The organism is Sinomonas albida, from assembly GCF_004919045.1.
GTDB lineage: Bacteria > Actinomycetota > Actinomycetes > Actinomycetales > Micrococcaceae > Sinomonas > Sinomonas albida.
In genome coordinates this window covers 63465-79727 of the sequence record NZ_SWDW01000007.1, presented here as the reverse complement: position 1 = coordinate 79727, position 16263 = coordinate 63465, and the positions used below count along the sequence as shown (strand labels likewise).

The window sequence follows — 16263 nt, the reverse complement described above, 5'->3', positions numbered from 1 at the left end:
GCGCTGGGGAGCGATTCGTCGACCGTTTCGAGGAATCAGGAGCTCTGCCATGGCTGATGTCGAATCTCAGGTTGTCGAAGCCACCGCGGATGAGCGGACTTCCAGCGGTGAATGGGGACAGGGAAGCGTGCTGCGCGGCACCTCGTCGGCGCGATCGACGTCGCGGGGATCCGGCATCACGTGGTGGGAGGCCTGCGGCGGTTGGAAGTGCCGCATCGCCCTCAGCATGTAGTAGCCCCCGTCCAAGCACACTGTCCAAGCACACCTTCCACGCCACCCTGAACGCCCACCCGGGACGCGCCGTCGTCCGGGGTGGGCGTTGGCGTCGAATGTGCCAGCGGCCCCCGCGCGGGATACCGTTGACCCATGACCTCAATGACCGCCGATTCCTCGCGCCCCACCGGCGCTGAGGCCTCTCGCCCCACCCGTACCGTGAACCCCGAGATCGCCCGTTCGTGGCTGCTCGTGAACGCGATGCGGGTCGAGTCCTTCGCGGAGGCGGCCTCGTCCCGGGCCGACGCGGTGATCCTCGACATCGAGGACGCGGTGGACCCCTCGCACAAGGACGAGGCGCGGGAGAACGTCACCGGCTGGCTGCGCGGCGGAGGCGAGGCGTGGGTGCGCATCAACGACGCCACGAGCGCGTTCTGGGCGGACGACCTCGCCGGCCTGCGCGGCACCCCCGGACTGCTCGGCGTCATGCTCGCGAAGACCGAGTCCGCGGACCAGGTCACTGAGAGCTACCACCGCATGGACGGCAAGGTTCCGGTGATCCCGCTCGTAGAGTCGGCCATCGGCATCGAGGAGGCGAACAACATCGCGCGCGCACAGGGCGCGTTCCGCCTCGCGTTCGGCTCCGGCGACTTCCGCCGTGACACGGGCATGGCCGCGACGCCCGAGGCCATGGCCTACCCCCGGGCCAAGCTCGTGGTCGCGAGCCGCGTGGGCGCCCTGCCCGGCCCGATCGACGGCCCGACCGTCGGCACGAACCACCCGATCCTGCGTGAGCAGAGCGCCATCACCGTGATGATGGGCATGACCGGCAAGCTGTGCCTCGCGATCGACCAGACCACGGTCATCAACGAGGTCATCAGCCCGACCCCGAGCGACGTCGCCTGGGCCTCCGACTTCATGCGCGACTTCGAGGCGAACGGCCGCGTGATCCGCGACGGCTCCGACCTCCCGCGCCTGGGCCGCGCCGAGAAGATCATGAAGCTCGCCACGGCGTTCGGCGTCCAGCCCGCCTGACCGGACCCTTTCGCGTGAACGACTTCTGGGAGAACGCCTCGATCCTCTACAAGAGGGTCGTGTTCTCCGGCATGGCCCTCTTGGGGGTCGGCATCCTCCTCAGCATCGTGGCCAACCTCGCGCACGTCACGTGGCTCCTCTGGGCGTCCATGGCGATCGTCGGGCTCGGCCTCGTGACGCACCTTGTGGGACTCGGGATCCGGACCCGCGACACCCGGCGGCGGCTCCGCGCTCAGCGGGCTACTCAGAACCCAGCCCAGAAGCCGGCCCAGAAGCCAGTGCAGAACCCAGCCCAGAAGCCTCCGCGGAGCCGATAGGCCAGGAACCCGATAGGCTGCTGGCCATGGCCATCAATCCCGACCTGCAGGGTCGCGTCTACCCGCCTGCCGAGGTGTATGACGTGGCCCGCGAGAAGATCCGAGAGTTCGCGCGCGCTGTCAAAGCCGAGCATCCCGCGCACTACGACGTCGATGCCGCCCAGTCTCTGGGCTACGCGGACGTCGTCGCGCCGCCGTCGTTCGCCATCATCGTGGCCCAGCGCGCCGACGCCCAGCTCATCGCGGACCCCGAATCGGGCATCGACTTCTCCCGCGTGGTCCACGCGGAGCAGCGCTTCACGCACCACCGCCCCATCGTCGCCGGAGACCGTCTCACGGCCGAGCTCCACGTGGACCAGGTCCGCGCCATGGGCGGAGGGGCCATGATCACGACCCGCGCCGAGATCGCCTCCGAAGCGGGCGAGCGCGTTGCCACGACCACGTCGTCCATCCTGGTCCGAGGGGAGGGCCAGTAATGGCCGCAGAATCCGCCGTCGCGCCCGTCCTCGAGCAGCTCGAGACCGGGCTCGAGATCGGCCGCCGCGAGATCGCCGTGACGCGCTCGGACCTCGTCCGGTACGCGGGCGCCTCCGGCGACTTCAACCCGATCCACTGGAACAACGACTTCGCGGTCGCCGTCGAGCTCCCTGGCGTGATCGCGCACGGAATGTTCACGATGGGGGCCGCGGTGCAGCTAGTCGTGGACTGGGCTGGGAATCCCGGCGCCGTGGTCGACTACCAGACGCGCTTCACGAAGCCAGTCCCCGTCGCGGATACGACCGGCACGGATGAGCCGGGGGCGATCCTCGAGATCGTCGGCACCGTCGGGGCGCTCGACGCCGAGGCCCGCACCGCCAGGATCGACCTCACGGTGACAAGCGCCGGGCAGCGCGTGCTGACCAAGGCGCAAGCCGTGGTCCGGCTCGGCTGAGCGCAGTCTCGTGAACTCCACGGGGCAGGCGACCCGGGCGGCCGTCACCCCGCGGGAGCTGCGGAGGTGGCGCGCCGCCGTCGTCATGGCGTACGCGGCGAGCGGGATCGCCTTCTCGAGCTGGGTGGCCCGCATTCCGGCCCTTCGCGAGGATCTCGGGCTCACCCCTGCCGGCATCGGCCTTCTGCTGCTGTGCATGACCTTGGCTTCGTTCGTCTCGGTGTCCAGCTCGGGGCTGATCGTCATCAAGATCGGATCCCGCCGCACGATCCAGACCGGCGCCACCCTGCTCGGGGCGGGCCTCCTGCTCGTGGGCGCCGGCGCGACCGTGTTCCGCGAGCCCGTGGTGTGCGGGATCGGCTTCGCGACGATCGGCCTGGGGACCGCGAGCTGGAACACCGCCTCGAACGTCGAGGGGGCCGCCGTCGAACGGGCCCTGGCTCGCTTCATCATGCCGGCCCTGCACGGCTCCTTCAGCGCGGGCACGGTGGTGGGGGCCGCCTTCGGCGCGTGGGCGGCCGCGGCCGCCGTTCCGCTCCTGTGGCACCTCGGAGCCGTGGGCGTCGTCGTCGCCGCATCGGTCGTGACGTCGGCGACGATGCTCCGCGCCGACGCCGTGGGCCGCGCGCCGGCGGCTGCGCTAGTCCTCGCCGCGGACGACGGCGCCGAGCCGGCCGTCGCGGTCGCCTCGCCGGAGCGCGAGGGACACGGCGGCAGGGCGCAGATGGCGGCGGCGTGGCGCGACCGCCGCACGCTCCTGCTCGGCGTCATGGTGCTGGGCCTCGCTCTGGCCGAGGGCGCGGCGGGCGACTGGGTCGCGCTCGCGCTCTCGGATGGCTATGGGGTGTCCCAGGCGGTGGGAGCCGCAGGCTACAGCGTCTTCGTCGCGGCGATGGCCACGGGCCGCTTCCTCGGGACGCCCATCCTCAACCGGCATGGGAGGGTCACGGCGCTGCGCGCATGCTCGGTCCTGGCCATTCTGGGCCTCGGCCTCTTCGTCCTCGCGCCGACGCTGTGGCTCGCATTCGCCGGACTCGTCCTGTGGGGATTCGGGGCCTCGCTCGGATTCCCGGTCGGCATGTCCGCCGCGGCGGACGATCCCGTGACCGCGGCCGCGCGGGTCTCCGTCGTCTCGACCGTCGGCTACGGCGCGTTCCTCTGTGGGCCGCCGCTCATCGGCTTCGTCGCCGAGTTCACCGGCGTCCGCTACGGCCTCGCGACCGTCCTCATCTTCGTGCTGGTGAGCCTCTCCCTTGCCGGCCAGGCCGCCCAACGGACCATCGCCCACGTCCAGCAGGCGTGACCGTGGGGAGCGCCCACGGCCGGCGAGGAGACCGCGCGAGGCGCCGGCCGCCGTCGTCGGACGCGGGCCCACGGGCGGCGAGGAGACCGCCCGAGGCGCCGGCCGCCGTCGTCGGACTAAGCTGAAGCGGTGAGCCAGACCCTCCTCTCGACCCTGACCACGTCCGCCGTGGGCGGACCCGCCGCCCGCTTCGAGGAGGCGCGCAGCGAAGCGGAGATCATCGACGCCGTCCGCACCGCCGACGAGGCGGGCGAGCCGCTCCTCATCATCGCGGGCGGATCGAACCTCATCGTGTCGGACGAGGGCTATCCCGGGACCGTGCTCAAGATCGCGTCCGAGGGGCTCGAGGTGAACTCCGCGGACACGTGCGGGGGAGTCTCGGTGGCCGTCCAGGCAGGCCACCCGTGGGACGACTTCGTGAACCACGCCGTGCACCATGCGTGGAGCGGGGTCGAGGCCCTCTCCGGCATCCCGGGCTCCACGGGCGCTACTCCGGTCCAGAACGTCGGGGCCTACGGCCAGGACGTCTCGCAGACCATCTGGCAGGTCCGCACGTGGGACCGCGAGGCCCGCGCCGTCAAGACCTTCGTCCCGTCCGAGCTCAAGTTCGGCTACCGTGACTCGCTCCTCAAGCAGACCACGGTGGAGGGCTCGCCCCGCTATGTCGTGCTCACGGTCGAGTTCCAGCTCGCGCTCGGCCGGATGGGCGCGCCGGTCCGCTACGCCGAGCTCGCGCGCGGACTCGGCGTCGAGCAGGGGGAGCGCGCCTCCGCCCTCGACGTGCGCCGCGAGGTGCTGCGGCTGCGCGGCTCGAAGGGGATGGTCCTCGACCCCGCGGACCGCGACACGTTCTCGACCGGCTCGTTCTTCACCAACCCCCTGCTCTCGGCGGAGGCGTCAGAGGGCCTGCCCGAGGGGGCGCCGCGCTATCCTGCGGCCGACGGCCTCGTGAAGACCTCGGCGGCCTGGCTCATCGAGCATGCGGGCTTCGGGAAGGGCTACGGCCTCGACGCGGGCAGCGTGACCGGCGGGCGCGCGTCGCTGTCCACGAAGCACACGCTCGCGATCACGAATCGCGGGCAGGCGAGCGCGAAGGATCTGCTGTCCCTCGCGCGCGAGGTGCGCGACGGGGTGCGGGAGCGCTTCGGGGTCGAGCTCACGAACGAGCCGCTGCTGATCGGGCTCGAGCTGTGAGCTTCGAGCCGCTGCGGAGTGGGCCCTCGCTGTGAGCGACGAGCCCGCCAGCGCCCGAGGTGGCGCACCCCGCGCGCTGTCCCGCCACGACGTGGCAGCCGCCGCCGTGCGGCTCTATGCCGAGCACGGCTACGAGGCCACGAGCGCCGAACAGGTCGCGGCGGCGGCCGGGCTCTCGCGCAGCACGTTCTTCCGGCAGTTCCGCTCGAAGGAGGACGTGGTCTTCGCGGACCACGACGAGCTGCTCGAGCAGGCCGAGGCGTTCCTCGCCGGCCCCCACGAGGATCCGTGGAAGGCGGTGTGCGAGGCGGCCGAGCTCGTGTTCGCGCACTTCGCCGAGCAGACCGAACTCGCACAGCTGCGCTACCAGGTGGTGAACCGCGAGCCGAGCCTCCGCGACAAGGAACTCGTGACCACGTTCCGCTACGAGCGGCTGTTCCGCCGCTATCTGCGCGGTGCCGTGGCGGGCATCGAGCCGCTCGACGCCGTGCGCTTCGCGGCCACGGTGATCTCCACGCACAACTACTTCCTCCGCGCCCTCATGCGCGGCGAGGCCGGCTACGACGCCGCGCGGCTCAGGCGCGAGCTCGACGGCGTGCGGCGGCTGTACGGCGTGGCGGCGGGCGGCGGGGGCGGCACGCCTTCGGGTGGGGCGGCCCGCGGAGCGGGCGACGGCGGCGCGCGGTCCGGCGACGACGTGCTGGTCGCCGTGTTCCCCCGGTCCCTCCCGTCGGAGGAGCTCGCGCGCAGGATCCGCGAGCAGCTCGAGCGCTGACACCAAGTCCCAATTGACCTGAGACTGAGTTTCAGGGAAAGTGGGAACCATGCCCGACTACGACGTCTCCGAGGCCCTCGACACCGACTACTACGGGGTCTTCTCCGCCCTCGGCGGGATCCCGGCCGCGGACCGAGCCCACTGGGAGCGTGCGCGGCAGTTCGTCGACGAGGCCCTCCCGATCATCAACGACTGCTGGGACCGCGCCGAGTACCCCGTGCATCTCGTCAAGCGGATGGGGGAGCTCAACCTCCTCGCGGACGGCATCGACGTTCCCGGGCTCGAGCCGATGAGCCCGCTCGCGGCCGGACTCGTCAACATGGAGATCTCGCGCGGGGACGGCTCGCTCGGCACCATCGTCGCGGTGCAGGGCGGCCTCGCGCTGCGCTCCATCGCGTTCCACGGCTCGGACGCCCAGAAGGAGCGCTGGCTCGGGCCCCTCGCGCGCGGCGAGGAGCTCGGATCCTTCGCCCTCACGGAGCCGGACCACGGCTCCGACTCGGTGAGCCTCGAGACCCGGGCCCGGCTCGACGGCGACCACTGGGTGCTCGACGGCGAGAAGAAGTGGATCGGCAACGGCGCCTCGGGCGGCGTGACGGTGGTGTGGGCGCGGGACGAAGCCGGGGACGTCCGTGGCTTCCTCGTCGAGCAGGACACGCCCGGCTACGAGGCCGAGGTCATCGAGGGCAAGGCCTCGCTCCGCGCGATCCACCAGGCGCGCATCCGGCTTGAGGGCGTTCGGGTCCCCAAGGACCAGGTACTGCCCGGCGCCCGGACCTTCAAGGACACCTCGCGGGTGCTGGTCGCGACGCGTCTCGGCGTCGCGTGGTCCGCGCTCGGGCACGCGACCGCCGCGTACGAGGCCGCGCTCAGCTACGCGACGCAGCGAGTGCAGTTCGGGAAGCCCCTCGCGAAGTTCCAGCTCGTCCAGGACAGGCTCTCGCAGATGCTTGCCGAGCTCACGAGCATGCAGCTGCACTGCGTCCACGTCGCGGCCCTCGACGCGGCAGGCCAGATGCGGCCCACGCAGGCCTCGATGGCGAAGTACCACAACACGCGCAAGGCCCGCTTCATCGCCTCAACGGCCCGCGACCTCCTCGGCGGGAACGGGATCCTGCTCGAGAACCACGTGATCCGCCACCTGGCCGACATCGAGTCGATCCACACGTACGAGGGCACCGAGAGCGTCCAGGCGCTCCTCATCGGCCGCGACGTGACCGGCGTCGGCGCGTTCGCGTAGCCCCGCGCTGCGCCCACGTCAGCCAGGCAGTGACCGGCGTCGGCGTGGTCGAGTAGCCCAAGCTGCTCTCACGATCTTCCGTCTCCCGCTCCCGTGTCGGTGGGGGATCCGCGTCCGGACCGCGTCGCGCTGCATCGGGGCGACTGCGGACTGACCCTGTCCGGGTCGTCGGGGCATGATGGTGCCATGCGCACCGCTGCCCCTAATGCCCCGAAGGTGACGACGACGGCGGTGGCTCGCCTCCGCTTGGCTGCGCAGGGCCTCGTGCCCGCGGGTTCCGTCGGCGAGTCGCTCGGGCAGCTGGACGATCCCGCGGACGTCGTGCGTCGGATGACCGCACTGCAGAGCCAAGACCTTTCCTCGGGGCTCCTCGCCGTCGGCGTCCGCGCCCGGGCGGGCACGGCGTCCGGCGTCGCAGCCGCTCTGGCGAGCGGCGCCGTCGTCCGCACCTGGACCATGCGCGGGACGCTCTTCCTCGTCGCGGCCGAGGACGCGCGGGTCTTCGTGCGGCTCGCGGCGGACCGCGTCATGCGCTCGGCCTCGAGCCGGCATCGCGGCCTCGGGATCGCGGAGGAGGATGTCGCCGTGGTTCGCAAGGTCGCCGAGTCGCGACTGGCCGGGGACATCGGGATGACGCGGGCCGAGCTGTTCGAGGCCTTCGAGGCCGCCGGGCAGCCCACCGCGGCGCAGCGCGGCATCCACCTGCTCTCGATCCTGAGCCACCGCATGGTGCTAGTGCAGGGGCCCCTCCGGGGCCGGCAGCAGGAGTTCCGCCTCGCCGACGAATGGCTCCCACGGGCGGACGGCCTGTCCGGGGACGACGCCGTCGAGCACCTCGCGCGCCGCTACCTCGCCGCCCACGGTCCCGCCGACGAACGGGACTTCGCGTGGTGGCTCGGGCAGCCGCTCGGTGTGGTGCGCGGGCCCTTCGCGGCCGCCGCGGCCGACTGCACCGCGCTCGACTTCGACGGCCGCGTGCTGTTCTGCGCGCCCGAGGTCGCCGCACTCCTCGACACGCGGGCCGGCGCCCGCACGGTCGTGGCGCTGCCCGGGTTCGACGAGCTGCTGCTCGGGTATCGCGAGCGCGCGGTCGCCGTCCCGGACGTGTACGTGCAGCGCGTGATTCCGGGAATCAACGGCGTGTTCAAGGCGACCGTCACGGTAGGCGGCCGCGCGGTCGGCACGTGGGTCAAGGGCGGCACCCCCGCCGCGCCGCGCGTTGTTCCGGAGCTGTTCGAGGAGCTCGGCCCCGCGGCGGCGGCAGGCGTCACGCGGGCGGCGGCCCGCATCGAGGAGTTCTGGGCAGGCTAGGCCGCACCTCGGCCCCCCGCCCGCGCCGCCCGGCCCACCCCGCCCCACCTCGCGCCCACCCCCCCGCGCCGCCCGACCCCGCCCCGCCCGCCCCGCCCCGCGCCGCCGAACATCTGCTGCCCAAAACCGCTTCTCCTTGCGGGGTCCTGCAAGGAGAAGCGGCCCACGCAAGGACATGCGGCGGTCGCGGGTTTGGGTTATCCACATGTCGAGGTCGAGCGTTGCGGTGCCTGCTCGCGAGACGCAACGATCGGGCCATGGAAGCTCGCACCGCCAAGGCCCTCTTGGCCGCAAAATGGCCCCAGACCGACGTCGTCTCAACGGGAGGCTTGCGAGCGGCCGGGATCGATGATCGACTCCTGACTCAAGGGGTTCGAACCGGCGCGATCATGCGGCTGCGCCGCGGCGCGTATATCCCGGCCCATCGGTGGCACGAGTTGGCGCCGTGGTGCAAGGACGAGGCACGGCTTGACGCTCACATCGAGGGGACGGACGGCTCCGCGATCTACTGCTTCAACAGCGCCGCGACCCTGCACGGTTGCTCGGTCTGGAATACCGGTCCAGCAATCCACGTGGCCACTGGGTACTCAGGCGCAAACGCTAGCCGCGCCTCCGACACGGCATCGCACCAGTTGGGACTCGTCGACGCGGAGATCGTCGTCGTCGTGCGGCGAGGGCGGAAGCTCAAGGTGACTTCACTCTCGCGGACTGTCGCCGACTGCGCGCGATTCCTGTCGTTGGAACAGGCCGCTGTGATCGGTGACAGTGCGTTGCAGCGCGGGCTGGACCTGCAATCCGTCAGACACGAGGTGGAGGCAGGATCGATGAGGGGCCGCCGTCGCGCGCTTTCCGTGCTCGATGCCCTCGAACCGCTGACCGAATCTGTGGGCGAAACCAGAACTCGGCTGCTTCTGCAGCGACTCGGGTTCGAGCGCCCCGTCGCGCAACTCGAGATACCCACCCCGGCTGGTTTATACCGAGCCGACCTGGCGTGGCCGACCATCATGGTCATCATCGAGTTTGACGGGGAAGGGAAATACACCGATTACGGGCCCACTCCGGAAGCGCTCATCGCTGAACGCCGCCGGGAGACGCTGCTCATGGAGCAGGGTTGGGTCTTCGTCCGCCTCCGGTGGTCCGATCTGGACCGCCCGCTGGAGGTTCAGCGCCGGATCGAGGCCGCGATCGCGCGCGCCACCAAGCGTTCCGCGTAGCCGCAATTACTGCCCTGAGCCGCTTGTCCTTGCCGGATCCGCCAAGCAGATGCGGCCTAGGGAAGCAGATGCGGCCCAGGGCAGCAACTCCGGCCGGCGGCCGCCGGCCAGGGGCCTAGAGGGTGCCGGTCGCGATCTTGAGCATGCGGCGGAGCGGCTCGGCCGCGCCCCACAGGAGCTGGTCGCCCACGGTGAAGGCCGAGACGTACTCCGGACCCATCTCGAGCTTGCGGATGCGGCCCACGGGGATGTCGAGCGTGCCCGATGCGGCGACGGGAGTGAGCTGGTCCATCGAGGCCTGCTTCTCGTTGGGGACCACATGGGCCCACTCGTTGTCCGCGTCGATGATCCGTTCGATCTCAGCGACCGAGAGGTCCTCGCGGAGCTTGAGCGTGAGGGCCTGGGAGTGCGAGCGCATCGCGCCGATGCGCACGCACAGTCCGTCCATGATCACGGGGCTGATCTCGCCGCCGGTGCGCGTGCCGAGGATCTTGTTCGTCTCGACGCCGGCCTTCCACTCCTCCTTGGACTGGCCGTTGCCGAGGTCGGCGTCGATCCACGGGATGAGCGAGCCCGCGAGCGGCACCCCGAACTGCGTCGCGTCGACGCCGCCGCGCTGGGCCGCGAGCACCTTGCGGTCGATCTCGAGAATGGCCGATGCCGGGTCGTCGAGTTCCGCGGACACCGCGCCGTGGATCGTCCCGAACTGGGCGATGAGCTCGCGCATGTGCCGCGCCCCGCCGCCGGAGGCGGCCTGGTACGTCATGGACGTGCCCCACTCGACGAGGTTGTTGCGGAACAGGCCGCCCAGGCCCATGAGCATGCACGAGACGGTGCAGTTGCCGCCGATGAAGTCCTTGATGCCGGACGCGAGGCCCTCGTCGATGACCTTTCGGTTGACGGGGTCGAGCACGATGATCGAGTCGTCGTTCATGCGCAGCGTCGATGCCGCGTCGATCCACAGGCCGTCCCACCCGGCGGCACGAAGCTGCGGGTGGACCTTCTTCGTGTAGTCGCCGCCCTGCGCCGTGACGATGATGGGCAGCTTGGCGAGGGTCTCGACGTCGTACGCGTCCTCGAGCTTGCCGGCGTCACCGCCGGCGGAACCACCGAAGGCGGGCGCAGCGCCGCCCGCGTTGGACGTCGAGAAGAACACGGGGTTGATCGAGGCGAAGTCGCCCTCGTCCTGCATGCGCTCCATGAGCACGGAGCCAACCATGCCGCGCCAGCCGACAAAGCCCACCGAAGAAGTCATGCCCTCTATTCTACGGAAGGCCCGCTCGGGCGCCCTGTGCGTTACTTCACGCGATCGGGCATCCACTTCATCGGCCGATCCGCGCTCTCCGCAGCACGCCCCCGGCCGCGAGACTGAGCGCCTCGCGGCGTCAGTCGTTGCGTACCGCTCGCAGCGCGGTGAGGAGGGTCTCCGCGTCGCCCGGTGACTCCGGCGAGTCCTCGGCACCGGGGACCCGAACACCCAGGAGCCAGCCGCCGTCGTCCGCGCGGCGCACGGACAGCGCGTAGCCCTGCCCGACCTCGTGCCGCTCGACGAGCACGCGGCCCTCCGGGTGCTCGTCGAGGTGGCCCTGCACGAGCAGGAGCGTGGCCTCGGCCGGCCCGACGTCGGTGCGCTGGGGGAGCGCCCACCACGTGCTGTAAGCGCGCGGGCGGAGCAGGATCGCGATGCCCGGCGCCTCGAGCAGGAGGATCCGGTCGGAGAAGCCGGGGGCCTCGAGCCGGAGGTCCATGCGGCGCTCGGCGCCGCCGAGGGCCGCGGCGATTCCGGCGATCGGCCCGTCGACGGTGAGCTCGGCAGAGGACCCCACATGCGCGTAGCCGCGCGCCACGAGCGAGGACGCGCCGCTTGCCAGCACTTCCGGGAGCCCGGTGTAGTCCTCGAGCCCGAGCAGCTCGGCGGTCCCGGCCGCGGCCTCCCCGCCGTGCACCGAGAGCAGCGCGAGGATCTCGCCGAAGCCGAACCCTAGCTCTTCCGGGTAGTCCTGTTCGTCGGCGCGGCCCTGCTCGTCGGCTTCTGTCATCGCGCGTACACCGCCATGCGGTAGCGCACGCCGCTGCTCGACTCGAGCCACGCGCCGTCGGCCGGCTCGGTCCATGCGGTGGTCCACTCGTCGCCGAGTGCGGGGGCGAACGCGTCGCCGTCGACGTCGAGATCGAGGAACGTCACCACAGCGACGTTGGCGTCGCCGAGCGCGAGGGCCTGCGCGAACAGCTCGCCGCCGCCGATCAGCCACGTCCGCAGGCCTCCGGGCGCGCGCCTCGCCTCCGCGAGGGCGTCCTCGAGCGCATGGACGACGACGGCGCCGTCCGCCTCCCAGCCCTGCTGGCGGGTCACGACGATATTCGTGCGCTCGGAGAACGGCCGGTAGCGCTCCGGAATCGACTCCCACGTCTTCCGGCCCATGACCACGGGATGGCCCTTCGTGACGGACGCGAAGTGCCGCATGTCCTCGGGAACGTGCCACGGCATCGTCCCCGCCTGGCCGATCACGCCGCCGTGCGCCTCCGCCCAGATGAGCCCCACGCCGGCCGTCGAGTTCGCATCCTGCGGGGTCGCTGGGCCCTGCGCCTCGACCGTCATACGGCGATCGGGGCCTTGATGGTCGGGTGGTGTTCGTAGCCCACGACCTCGAAGTCCTCGAAGCGGTAGTCGAAGAGGCTCTCTGGCTTCCGCGTCATCCGGAGGCTCGGGTACGGATACGGCTCGCGCGAGAGCTGCTCGCGGACCTGCTCGACATGGTTGTCGTAGATGTGGCAGTCCCCGCCGGTCCACACGAATTCGCCGACGTTGAGGCCGAGCTGCTGCGCCATCATGTGCGTGAGGAGCGAGTACGAGGCGATGTTGAACGGGACGCCCAGGAACATGTCCGCGCTGCGCTGGTACAGCTGGCACGAAAGCTTGCCCGGCCCGCTCTCCTCGGGCGCCACATAGAACTGGAAGAACGCGTGACACGGGGGCAGGGCCATCTTCGAGAGCTCCGAGACGTTCCACGCCGAGACAATGTGCCGGCGGGAATCGGGGTTGGCCCGGAGCGATTCCATGACCGCGGAGATCTGGTCGATGTGCTGTCCGTCCGGCGTGGGCCACGAGCGCCACTGGACGCCGTAGACGGGGCCGAGTTCGCCGTCGTCGTCCGCCCAGTCGTCCCAGATGGTGACGCCCTGGTCCCGCATCCAGCCCACGTTCGAATCGCCGCGCAGGAACCACAGGAGTTCGACCGCGACGGACTTGAAGTGCACGCGCTTCGTGGTCACGAGCGGGAAGCCGTCGGCGAGGTCGAAGCGGATCTGGCGCCCGAACACGCTGCGTGTGCCCGTCCCGGTGCGGTCCGACTTGTGGGCTCCGTGGTCGAGGACGTCCCGGAGAAGGTCCTCGTAGGCCGTGGCGATGCGGGTCGGGATGGGCATGCATCTAGCCTAACGGCGTGGGGAGGCGGATGGAGGAGACTCGCTAGTCCTCGAACGGCTTGACCTGCTCCGTGGCCACGACGCGGGGCGTGCCGGTCAAAGCCACGTGGAAGACGATGAGCTCCCCGGGCGTGAGGTACGGGTCCTCGGTGGGGAGCTCGGACGCGATCCCCGGCACGCAGCGGTGCGCGAAAGCCCTGAGCAGCGTAGGCAGCACCGGGCGATGCGTGCACAGCACGGCGCCCTTCGACTTGTCGAAGAGGCGGTCGACGGCGGCCGCGGCCCGGTCGGGCTTGCGCCTGTAGGACGCCTCGGTGAGCTTCTCGTCGAGCTTGACCTTGACCTTGCCGTTCGCCGCCGCGATGTACGGGCGGACCGTGTCGACGCAGCGCCGCCACGGGCTCGTCACGACTCGTTCCGGGTTCCACACCTGCAGCAGCCGCCCCACCGCGGCGGCCTGCCGCACGCCCGAGGCCGCGAGCGTGCGATCGCCCTCGGCCTTGTTCCACGAGCCGCGCGGCTTCGCCTTCGCGTGGCGCAGCAGGATGATGGGACGCGTGTCGAGCTCTCCGCGGCGGTGTGCCTCGGAGAGCCAGCGCAGCGGCACCACGTCGTTCTCGTTCGTGAGCAGCGTGGCCGCCTCGTCCACGCCGCACCAGTGCGTCGAGTCCACCTCGGTCCCATCCGGACTGACGACGTCGGACTGGCCCACCTTGAGTGCCCAGTAATGGACGGACTTGAGGCCGGCGGCCACGGGGTACTGCGTGGTCGGGAGGGGGATGCCGAGCCGACCGTCGAGGCCGATCTCCTCCCACACCTCGCGCGCCGCGCACTCCGGCATCGTCTCGCCGGGGTCCAGCTTGCCCTTCGGCCAGGACCAGTCGTCATACCGCGGCCGGTGGATGAGGAGCACTTCGAGTTCGCCCGAGCGGAGGCGCCACGGCAAGGCGCCGGCAGCGTATACGGCGACGGCCTCGATGACGTCTTCCTCCTGAACCGGCGGGGGCTGTTCCGTCATGGTCACCGGAGGGCCACGGACCGCTGGCGTGCCCGGGAGGCGAGGAGCCACGACTGGACGTCCTGAAGCGGCCGGCCTTCCTCGTCGAGATGATGCCGGGTCCACGTCCCCGTGCTGTCCAGGTGCCAGCTCGCGGTGTCGTCGTCGAGGTAGCGGTCCAGGAGCGAGAAGAGGTCGGCGATGTCCTCGCGGTTCCGCAGCTGCACGAGCGCCTCGACGCGGCGGTCCAGGTTGCGGTGCATCATGTCAGCCGAGCCGATGTACACGACCGGGTTCCCGCCGTTCGTGAACGCGAACACGCGCGAGTGCTCGAGGAACCGGCCCAGGACCGAGCGCACCGTGATGTTCTCGCTCAGGCCCGGCACCCCCGGTCGGAGCGAGCAGATCCCGCGCACCACGATGTCCACCTTCACGCCGGCCTGCGACGCGCGGTAGAGCGAGTCGATGATGGCTTCGTCGACCATCGAGTTGACCTTGATGATGACGCGCGCTCGCAGCCCTGCGTGGGCGTTCTTGATCTCGGTCTCGATCCGGTCGATGAGGCCGGAGCGGACCGAGCGCGGCGCGACGAGGAGGCGCTTGAACGTGGACTTCGGGGCGTAGCCCGAGAGCTGGTTGAAGAGCTTCGAGAGGTCCTCGCCCACCTGCTCGTCGCACGTGAGCAGGCCGAGGTCCTCGTAGTAGCGGGCAGTGCGCGGGTGATAGTTGCCGGTGCCGATGTGGCTGTAGCGGCGGAGCCCGTCGTTCTCCTGGCGGACCACGAGCGAGAGCTTGCAGTGCGTCTTGAGCCCCACGATCCCGTACACGACGTGCACGCCGGCCTGCTCGAGCTTGCGGGCCCACGAGATGTTGGCCTGCTCGTCGAACCGGGCCTTGATCTCGACGAGCGCGAGGACCTGCTTGCCGGCCTCCGCGGCGTCGATGAGCGCGTCGACGATCGGGGAGTCCCCGGACGTGCGGTAGAGGGTCTGCTTGATGGCCTGGACCTTGGGGTCCGACGCGGCCTGTTCGAGGAACGCCTGGACGGACGTCGAGAACGAGTCATACGGGTGGTGCAGGAGGATGTCGCGCCGTCGCATCGCGGCGAACACGTTCGCGGCCTTCGCGGTCTCCGACTCGTTGAGGAACCTCGAGGTGTGCGCGATCTGCTTCGGGTAGTGCAGCTCGGGCCTGTCGATCCCGCCGATCACGGACAGCCCGCGGAGGTCGAGCGGGGCTGGGAGCGAGTAGACCTCGGACTCCTCGACTCCGAGCTCGCGGACCAGGAGGGCGCGGATGTTCGGGTTGATGTCGGTCGTGACCTCGAGGCGCACGGGCGGGCCGAAGCGCCGCCTCAGGAGCTCCTTCTCGAGCGCCTGGAGGAGGTTCTCGGCGTCGTCCTCCTCGACCTCGAGGTCCTCGTTGCGGGTCACGCGGAACGTGTGGTGCTCGAGCACCTCCATGCCCGGGAAGAGCTGGTCGAGGTGGACCGCGATGAGGTCCTCGAGCGGGATGAAGCGCGCGAGCCGGCCCGCGACGTTCCCGGCGCGCGGACCGTCGACCGAGATGAGGCGGGGGAGCTGGTCCGGCACCTTGAGCCGGGCGAAGAGCTCCTTCTCGCTCACCGGGTTCCGCACCACGACGGCGAGGTTGAGCGAGAGCCCCGAGATGTAGGGGAACGGGTGGGCCGGGTCGACCGCGAGCGGCGTGAGGATGGGGAAGACCTGCTCCGCGAAGAGTGTGCTGAGGCGCTCGTGCTCGGCCTCGCCGAGATCCGCCCAGGAGACGAGCTTGATGCCCGATTCCTCGAGGGCCGGGCGGATGTGATCCGCGAACGCCCGGGTATGGCGCTCCTGGAGCTCGTGGGCGGCCTGGCTGATCTGGTCCAGGACCTCGTGCGGGCTCAGGCCGGCCGCGGACGGGACGGCGAGACCCGTGGCGATGCGGCGCTTGAGGCCCGCGACCCGGACCATGAAGAACTCGTCGAGGTTCGAGGCGAAGATCGAGAGGAAGTTGACGCGCTCGAGCAGGAACAGGTCGGGATCCTCGGCGAGCTCGAGAACCCGGGCGTTGAACGCGAGCCAGCTGAGCTCGCGGTCCAAGAACCGGTCCGGCCCGATCTCGCCTTCGGGCGAGGGGCTCGGGAGGAACTGCGGGATGTCGATCCGATCCTCGGTGGCGCGGGACGCAGGCACCTCGGACGATCCGAACACGGGCGTCACGACCGCCGGCCGCGGTGCCGTCCTCGTGGAAACTCCCCGGTCGGCCTCCGAATTCTCCGGCGCCATTGCTGCGGTGCTCTCGTTG

At 70.8% G+C, this 16263-nt stretch carries 17 protein-coding genes; 11 read left to right on the top strand and 6 right to left on the bottom strand.

Annotated features, from left to right (window positions below):
* Nucleotides 1-49: 49 nt before the first annotated feature.
* The 11 genes from E6A26_RS08670 to E6A26_RS08615 all read left to right on the top strand — a co-directional run bounded on the left by E6A26_RS08670 (nt 50) and on the right by E6A26_RS08615 (nt 9533).
* Nucleotides 50-232 carry a hypothetical protein gene (locus tag E6A26_RS08670; protein ID WP_136610799.1) on the top strand — a complete coding sequence of 61 codons (183 nt, stop codon included), beginning with the start codon at nt 50-52 and terminating at the stop codon, nt 230-232.
* A 143-nt stretch (nt 233-375) separates the two neighbouring features.
* Nucleotides 376-1248, top strand: coding sequence for an HpcH/HpaI aldolase/citrate lyase family protein (locus E6A26_RS08665; RefSeq protein ID WP_136610904.1), 873 nt, complete (start codon nt 376-378; stop codon nt 1246-1248).
* Nucleotides 1249-1262: 14 nt separating this feature from the next.
* A complete protein-coding gene (locus E6A26_RS17745) occupies nt 1263-1565 on the top strand; it encodes a hypothetical protein (protein ID WP_211129051.1) in 303 nt (100 codons plus the stop codon).
* Between the two features lie 26 nt (nt 1566-1591).
* Nucleotides 1592-2041, top strand: coding sequence for an FAS1-like dehydratase domain-containing protein (locus tag E6A26_RS08655; protein ID WP_136610798.1), 450 nt, complete (start codon nt 1592-1594; stop codon nt 2039-2041).
* Entirely contained in the window at nt 2041-2496 is a 456-nt protein-coding gene (locus E6A26_RS08650; protein WP_136610797.1) for a MaoC family dehydratase, read from the top strand. The genes E6A26_RS08655 and E6A26_RS08650 overlap by 1 nt, the downstream gene beginning before the upstream one ends.
* A gap of 10 nt (nt 2497-2506) precedes the next feature.
* The gene (locus tag E6A26_RS08645; protein ID WP_136610796.1) at nt 2507-3799 is read left to right on the top strand and encodes an MFS transporter; all 1293 of its coding nucleotides are present in this window, start codon (nt 2507-2509) and stop codon (nt 3797-3799) included.
* A gap of 129 nt (nt 3800-3928) precedes the next feature.
* Nucleotides 3929-4993, top strand: a complete 1065-nt coding sequence (locus tag E6A26_RS08640; RefSeq protein WP_136610795.1) for a UDP-N-acetylmuramate dehydrogenase — start codon at nt 3929-3931, stop codon at nt 4991-4993.
* 31 nt (nt 4994-5024) lie between these two features.
* Nucleotides 5025-5768, top strand: a complete 744-nt coding sequence (locus tag E6A26_RS08635; RefSeq protein ID WP_136610794.1) for a TetR/AcrR family transcriptional regulator — start codon at nt 5025-5027, stop codon at nt 5766-5768.
* Nucleotides 5769-5817: 49 nt separating this feature from the next.
* On the top strand, nt 5818-7008 hold the full coding sequence (locus E6A26_RS08630) for an acyl-CoA dehydrogenase family protein (protein WP_136610793.1): 1191 nt from the start codon (nt 5818-5820) through the stop codon (nt 7006-7008).
* Nucleotides 7009-7194: 186 nt separating this feature from the next.
* A complete protein-coding gene (locus E6A26_RS08625; RefSeq protein WP_136610792.1) occupies nt 7195-8319 on the top strand; it encodes a winged helix DNA-binding domain-containing protein in 1125 nt (374 codons plus the stop codon).
* 257 nt (nt 8320-8576) lie between these two features.
* A complete protein-coding gene (locus E6A26_RS08615) occupies nt 8577-9533 on the top strand; it encodes a type IV toxin-antitoxin system AbiEi family antitoxin domain-containing protein (protein ID WP_136610791.1) in 957 nt (318 codons plus the stop codon).
* Between the two features lie 115 nt (nt 9534-9648).
* Here the strand turns inward: E6A26_RS08615 and asd are convergent, their stop codons facing one another.
* The 6 genes from asd to E6A26_RS08585 all read right to left on the bottom strand — a co-directional run bounded on the left by asd (nt 9649) and on the right by E6A26_RS08585 (nt 16244).
* Nucleotides 9649-10788 carry an aspartate-semialdehyde dehydrogenase gene (asd, locus tag E6A26_RS08610; RefSeq protein WP_136610790.1) on the bottom strand — a complete coding sequence of 380 codons (1140 nt, stop codon included), beginning with the start codon at nt 10786-10788 and terminating at the stop codon, nt 9649-9651.
* A gap of 130 nt (nt 10789-10918) precedes the next feature.
* Nucleotides 10919-11572: a hypothetical protein gene (locus tag E6A26_RS08605; protein ID WP_136610789.1), complete on the bottom strand. Its 654-nt coding sequence runs from the start codon at nt 11570-11572 to the stop codon at nt 10919-10921.
* Nucleotides 11569-12132, bottom strand: a complete 564-nt coding sequence (locus E6A26_RS08600; protein ID WP_136610788.1) for a dihydrofolate reductase — start codon at nt 12130-12132, stop codon at nt 11569-11571. Before E6A26_RS08600 ends, E6A26_RS08605 begins: the two co-directional genes overlap by 4 nt.
* Nucleotides 12129-12959, bottom strand: coding sequence for a thymidylate synthase (locus E6A26_RS08595; protein WP_136610787.1), 831 nt, complete (start codon nt 12957-12959; stop codon nt 12129-12131). Before E6A26_RS08595 ends, E6A26_RS08600 begins: the two co-directional genes overlap by 4 nt.
* 43 nt (nt 12960-13002) lie before the next feature.
* Complete coding sequence (locus E6A26_RS08590; protein WP_136610786.1) at nt 13003-13977, bottom strand: NUDIX hydrolase; 975 nt, start codon at nt 13975-13977, stop codon at nt 13003-13005.
* A 2-nt stretch (nt 13978-13979) separates the two neighbouring features.
* Nucleotides 13980-16244, bottom strand: coding sequence for an RNA degradosome polyphosphate kinase (locus E6A26_RS08585; protein ID WP_136610903.1), 2265 nt, complete (start codon nt 16242-16244; stop codon nt 13980-13982).
* Nucleotides 16245-16263: the final 19 nt, after the last annotated feature.

Bases quoted from the DNA above. Each gene is read 5' to 3' on its own strand.
- E6A26_RS08665 (WP_136610904.1), top strand. From the start codon at position 376: ATGACCGCCGATTCCTCGCGCCCCACCGGCGCTGAGGCCTCTCGCCCC.
- E6A26_RS08590 (WP_136610786.1), bottom strand. From the start codon at position 13,977: ATGACGGAACAGCCCCCGCCGGTTCAGGAGGAAGACGTCATCGAGGCC.
- E6A26_RS08595 (WP_136610787.1), bottom strand. From the start codon at position 12,959: ATGCCCATCCCGACCCGCATCGCCACGGCCTACGAGGACCTTCTCCGG.
- E6A26_RS08650 (WP_136610797.1), top strand. From the start codon at position 2,041: ATGGCCGCAGAATCCGCCGTCGCGCCCGTCCTCGAGCAGCTCGAGACC.
- E6A26_RS08585 (WP_136610903.1), bottom strand. From the start codon at position 16,244: ATGGCGCCGGAGAATTCGGAGGCCGACCGGGGAGTTTCCACGAGGACG.
- E6A26_RS08625 (WP_136610792.1), top strand. From the start codon at position 7,195: ATGCGCACCGCTGCCCCTAATGCCCCGAAGGTGACGACGACGGCGGTG.
- E6A26_RS08630 (WP_136610793.1), top strand. From the start codon at position 5,818: ATGCCCGACTACGACGTCTCCGAGGCCCTCGACACCGACTACTACGGG.
- E6A26_RS08605 (WP_136610789.1), bottom strand. From the start codon at position 11,572: ATGACAGAAGCCGACGAGCAGGGCCGCGCCGACGAACAGGACTACCCG.
- E6A26_RS08615 (WP_136610791.1), top strand. From the start codon at position 8,577: ATGGAAGCTCGCACCGCCAAGGCCCTCTTGGCCGCAAAATGGCCCCAG.
- asd (WP_136610790.1), bottom strand. From the start codon at position 10,788: ATGACTTCTTCGGTGGGCTTTGTCGGCTGGCGCGGCATGGTTGGCTCC.
- E6A26_RS08670 (WP_136610799.1), top strand. From the start codon at position 50: ATGGCTGATGTCGAATCTCAGGTTGTCGAAGCCACCGCGGATGAGCGG.
- E6A26_RS08655 (WP_136610798.1), top strand. From the start codon at position 1,592: ATGGCCATCAATCCCGACCTGCAGGGTCGCGTCTACCCGCCTGCCGAG.
- E6A26_RS08600 (WP_136610788.1), bottom strand. From the start codon at position 12,132: ATGACGGTCGAGGCGCAGGGCCCAGCGACCCCGCAGGATGCGAACTCG.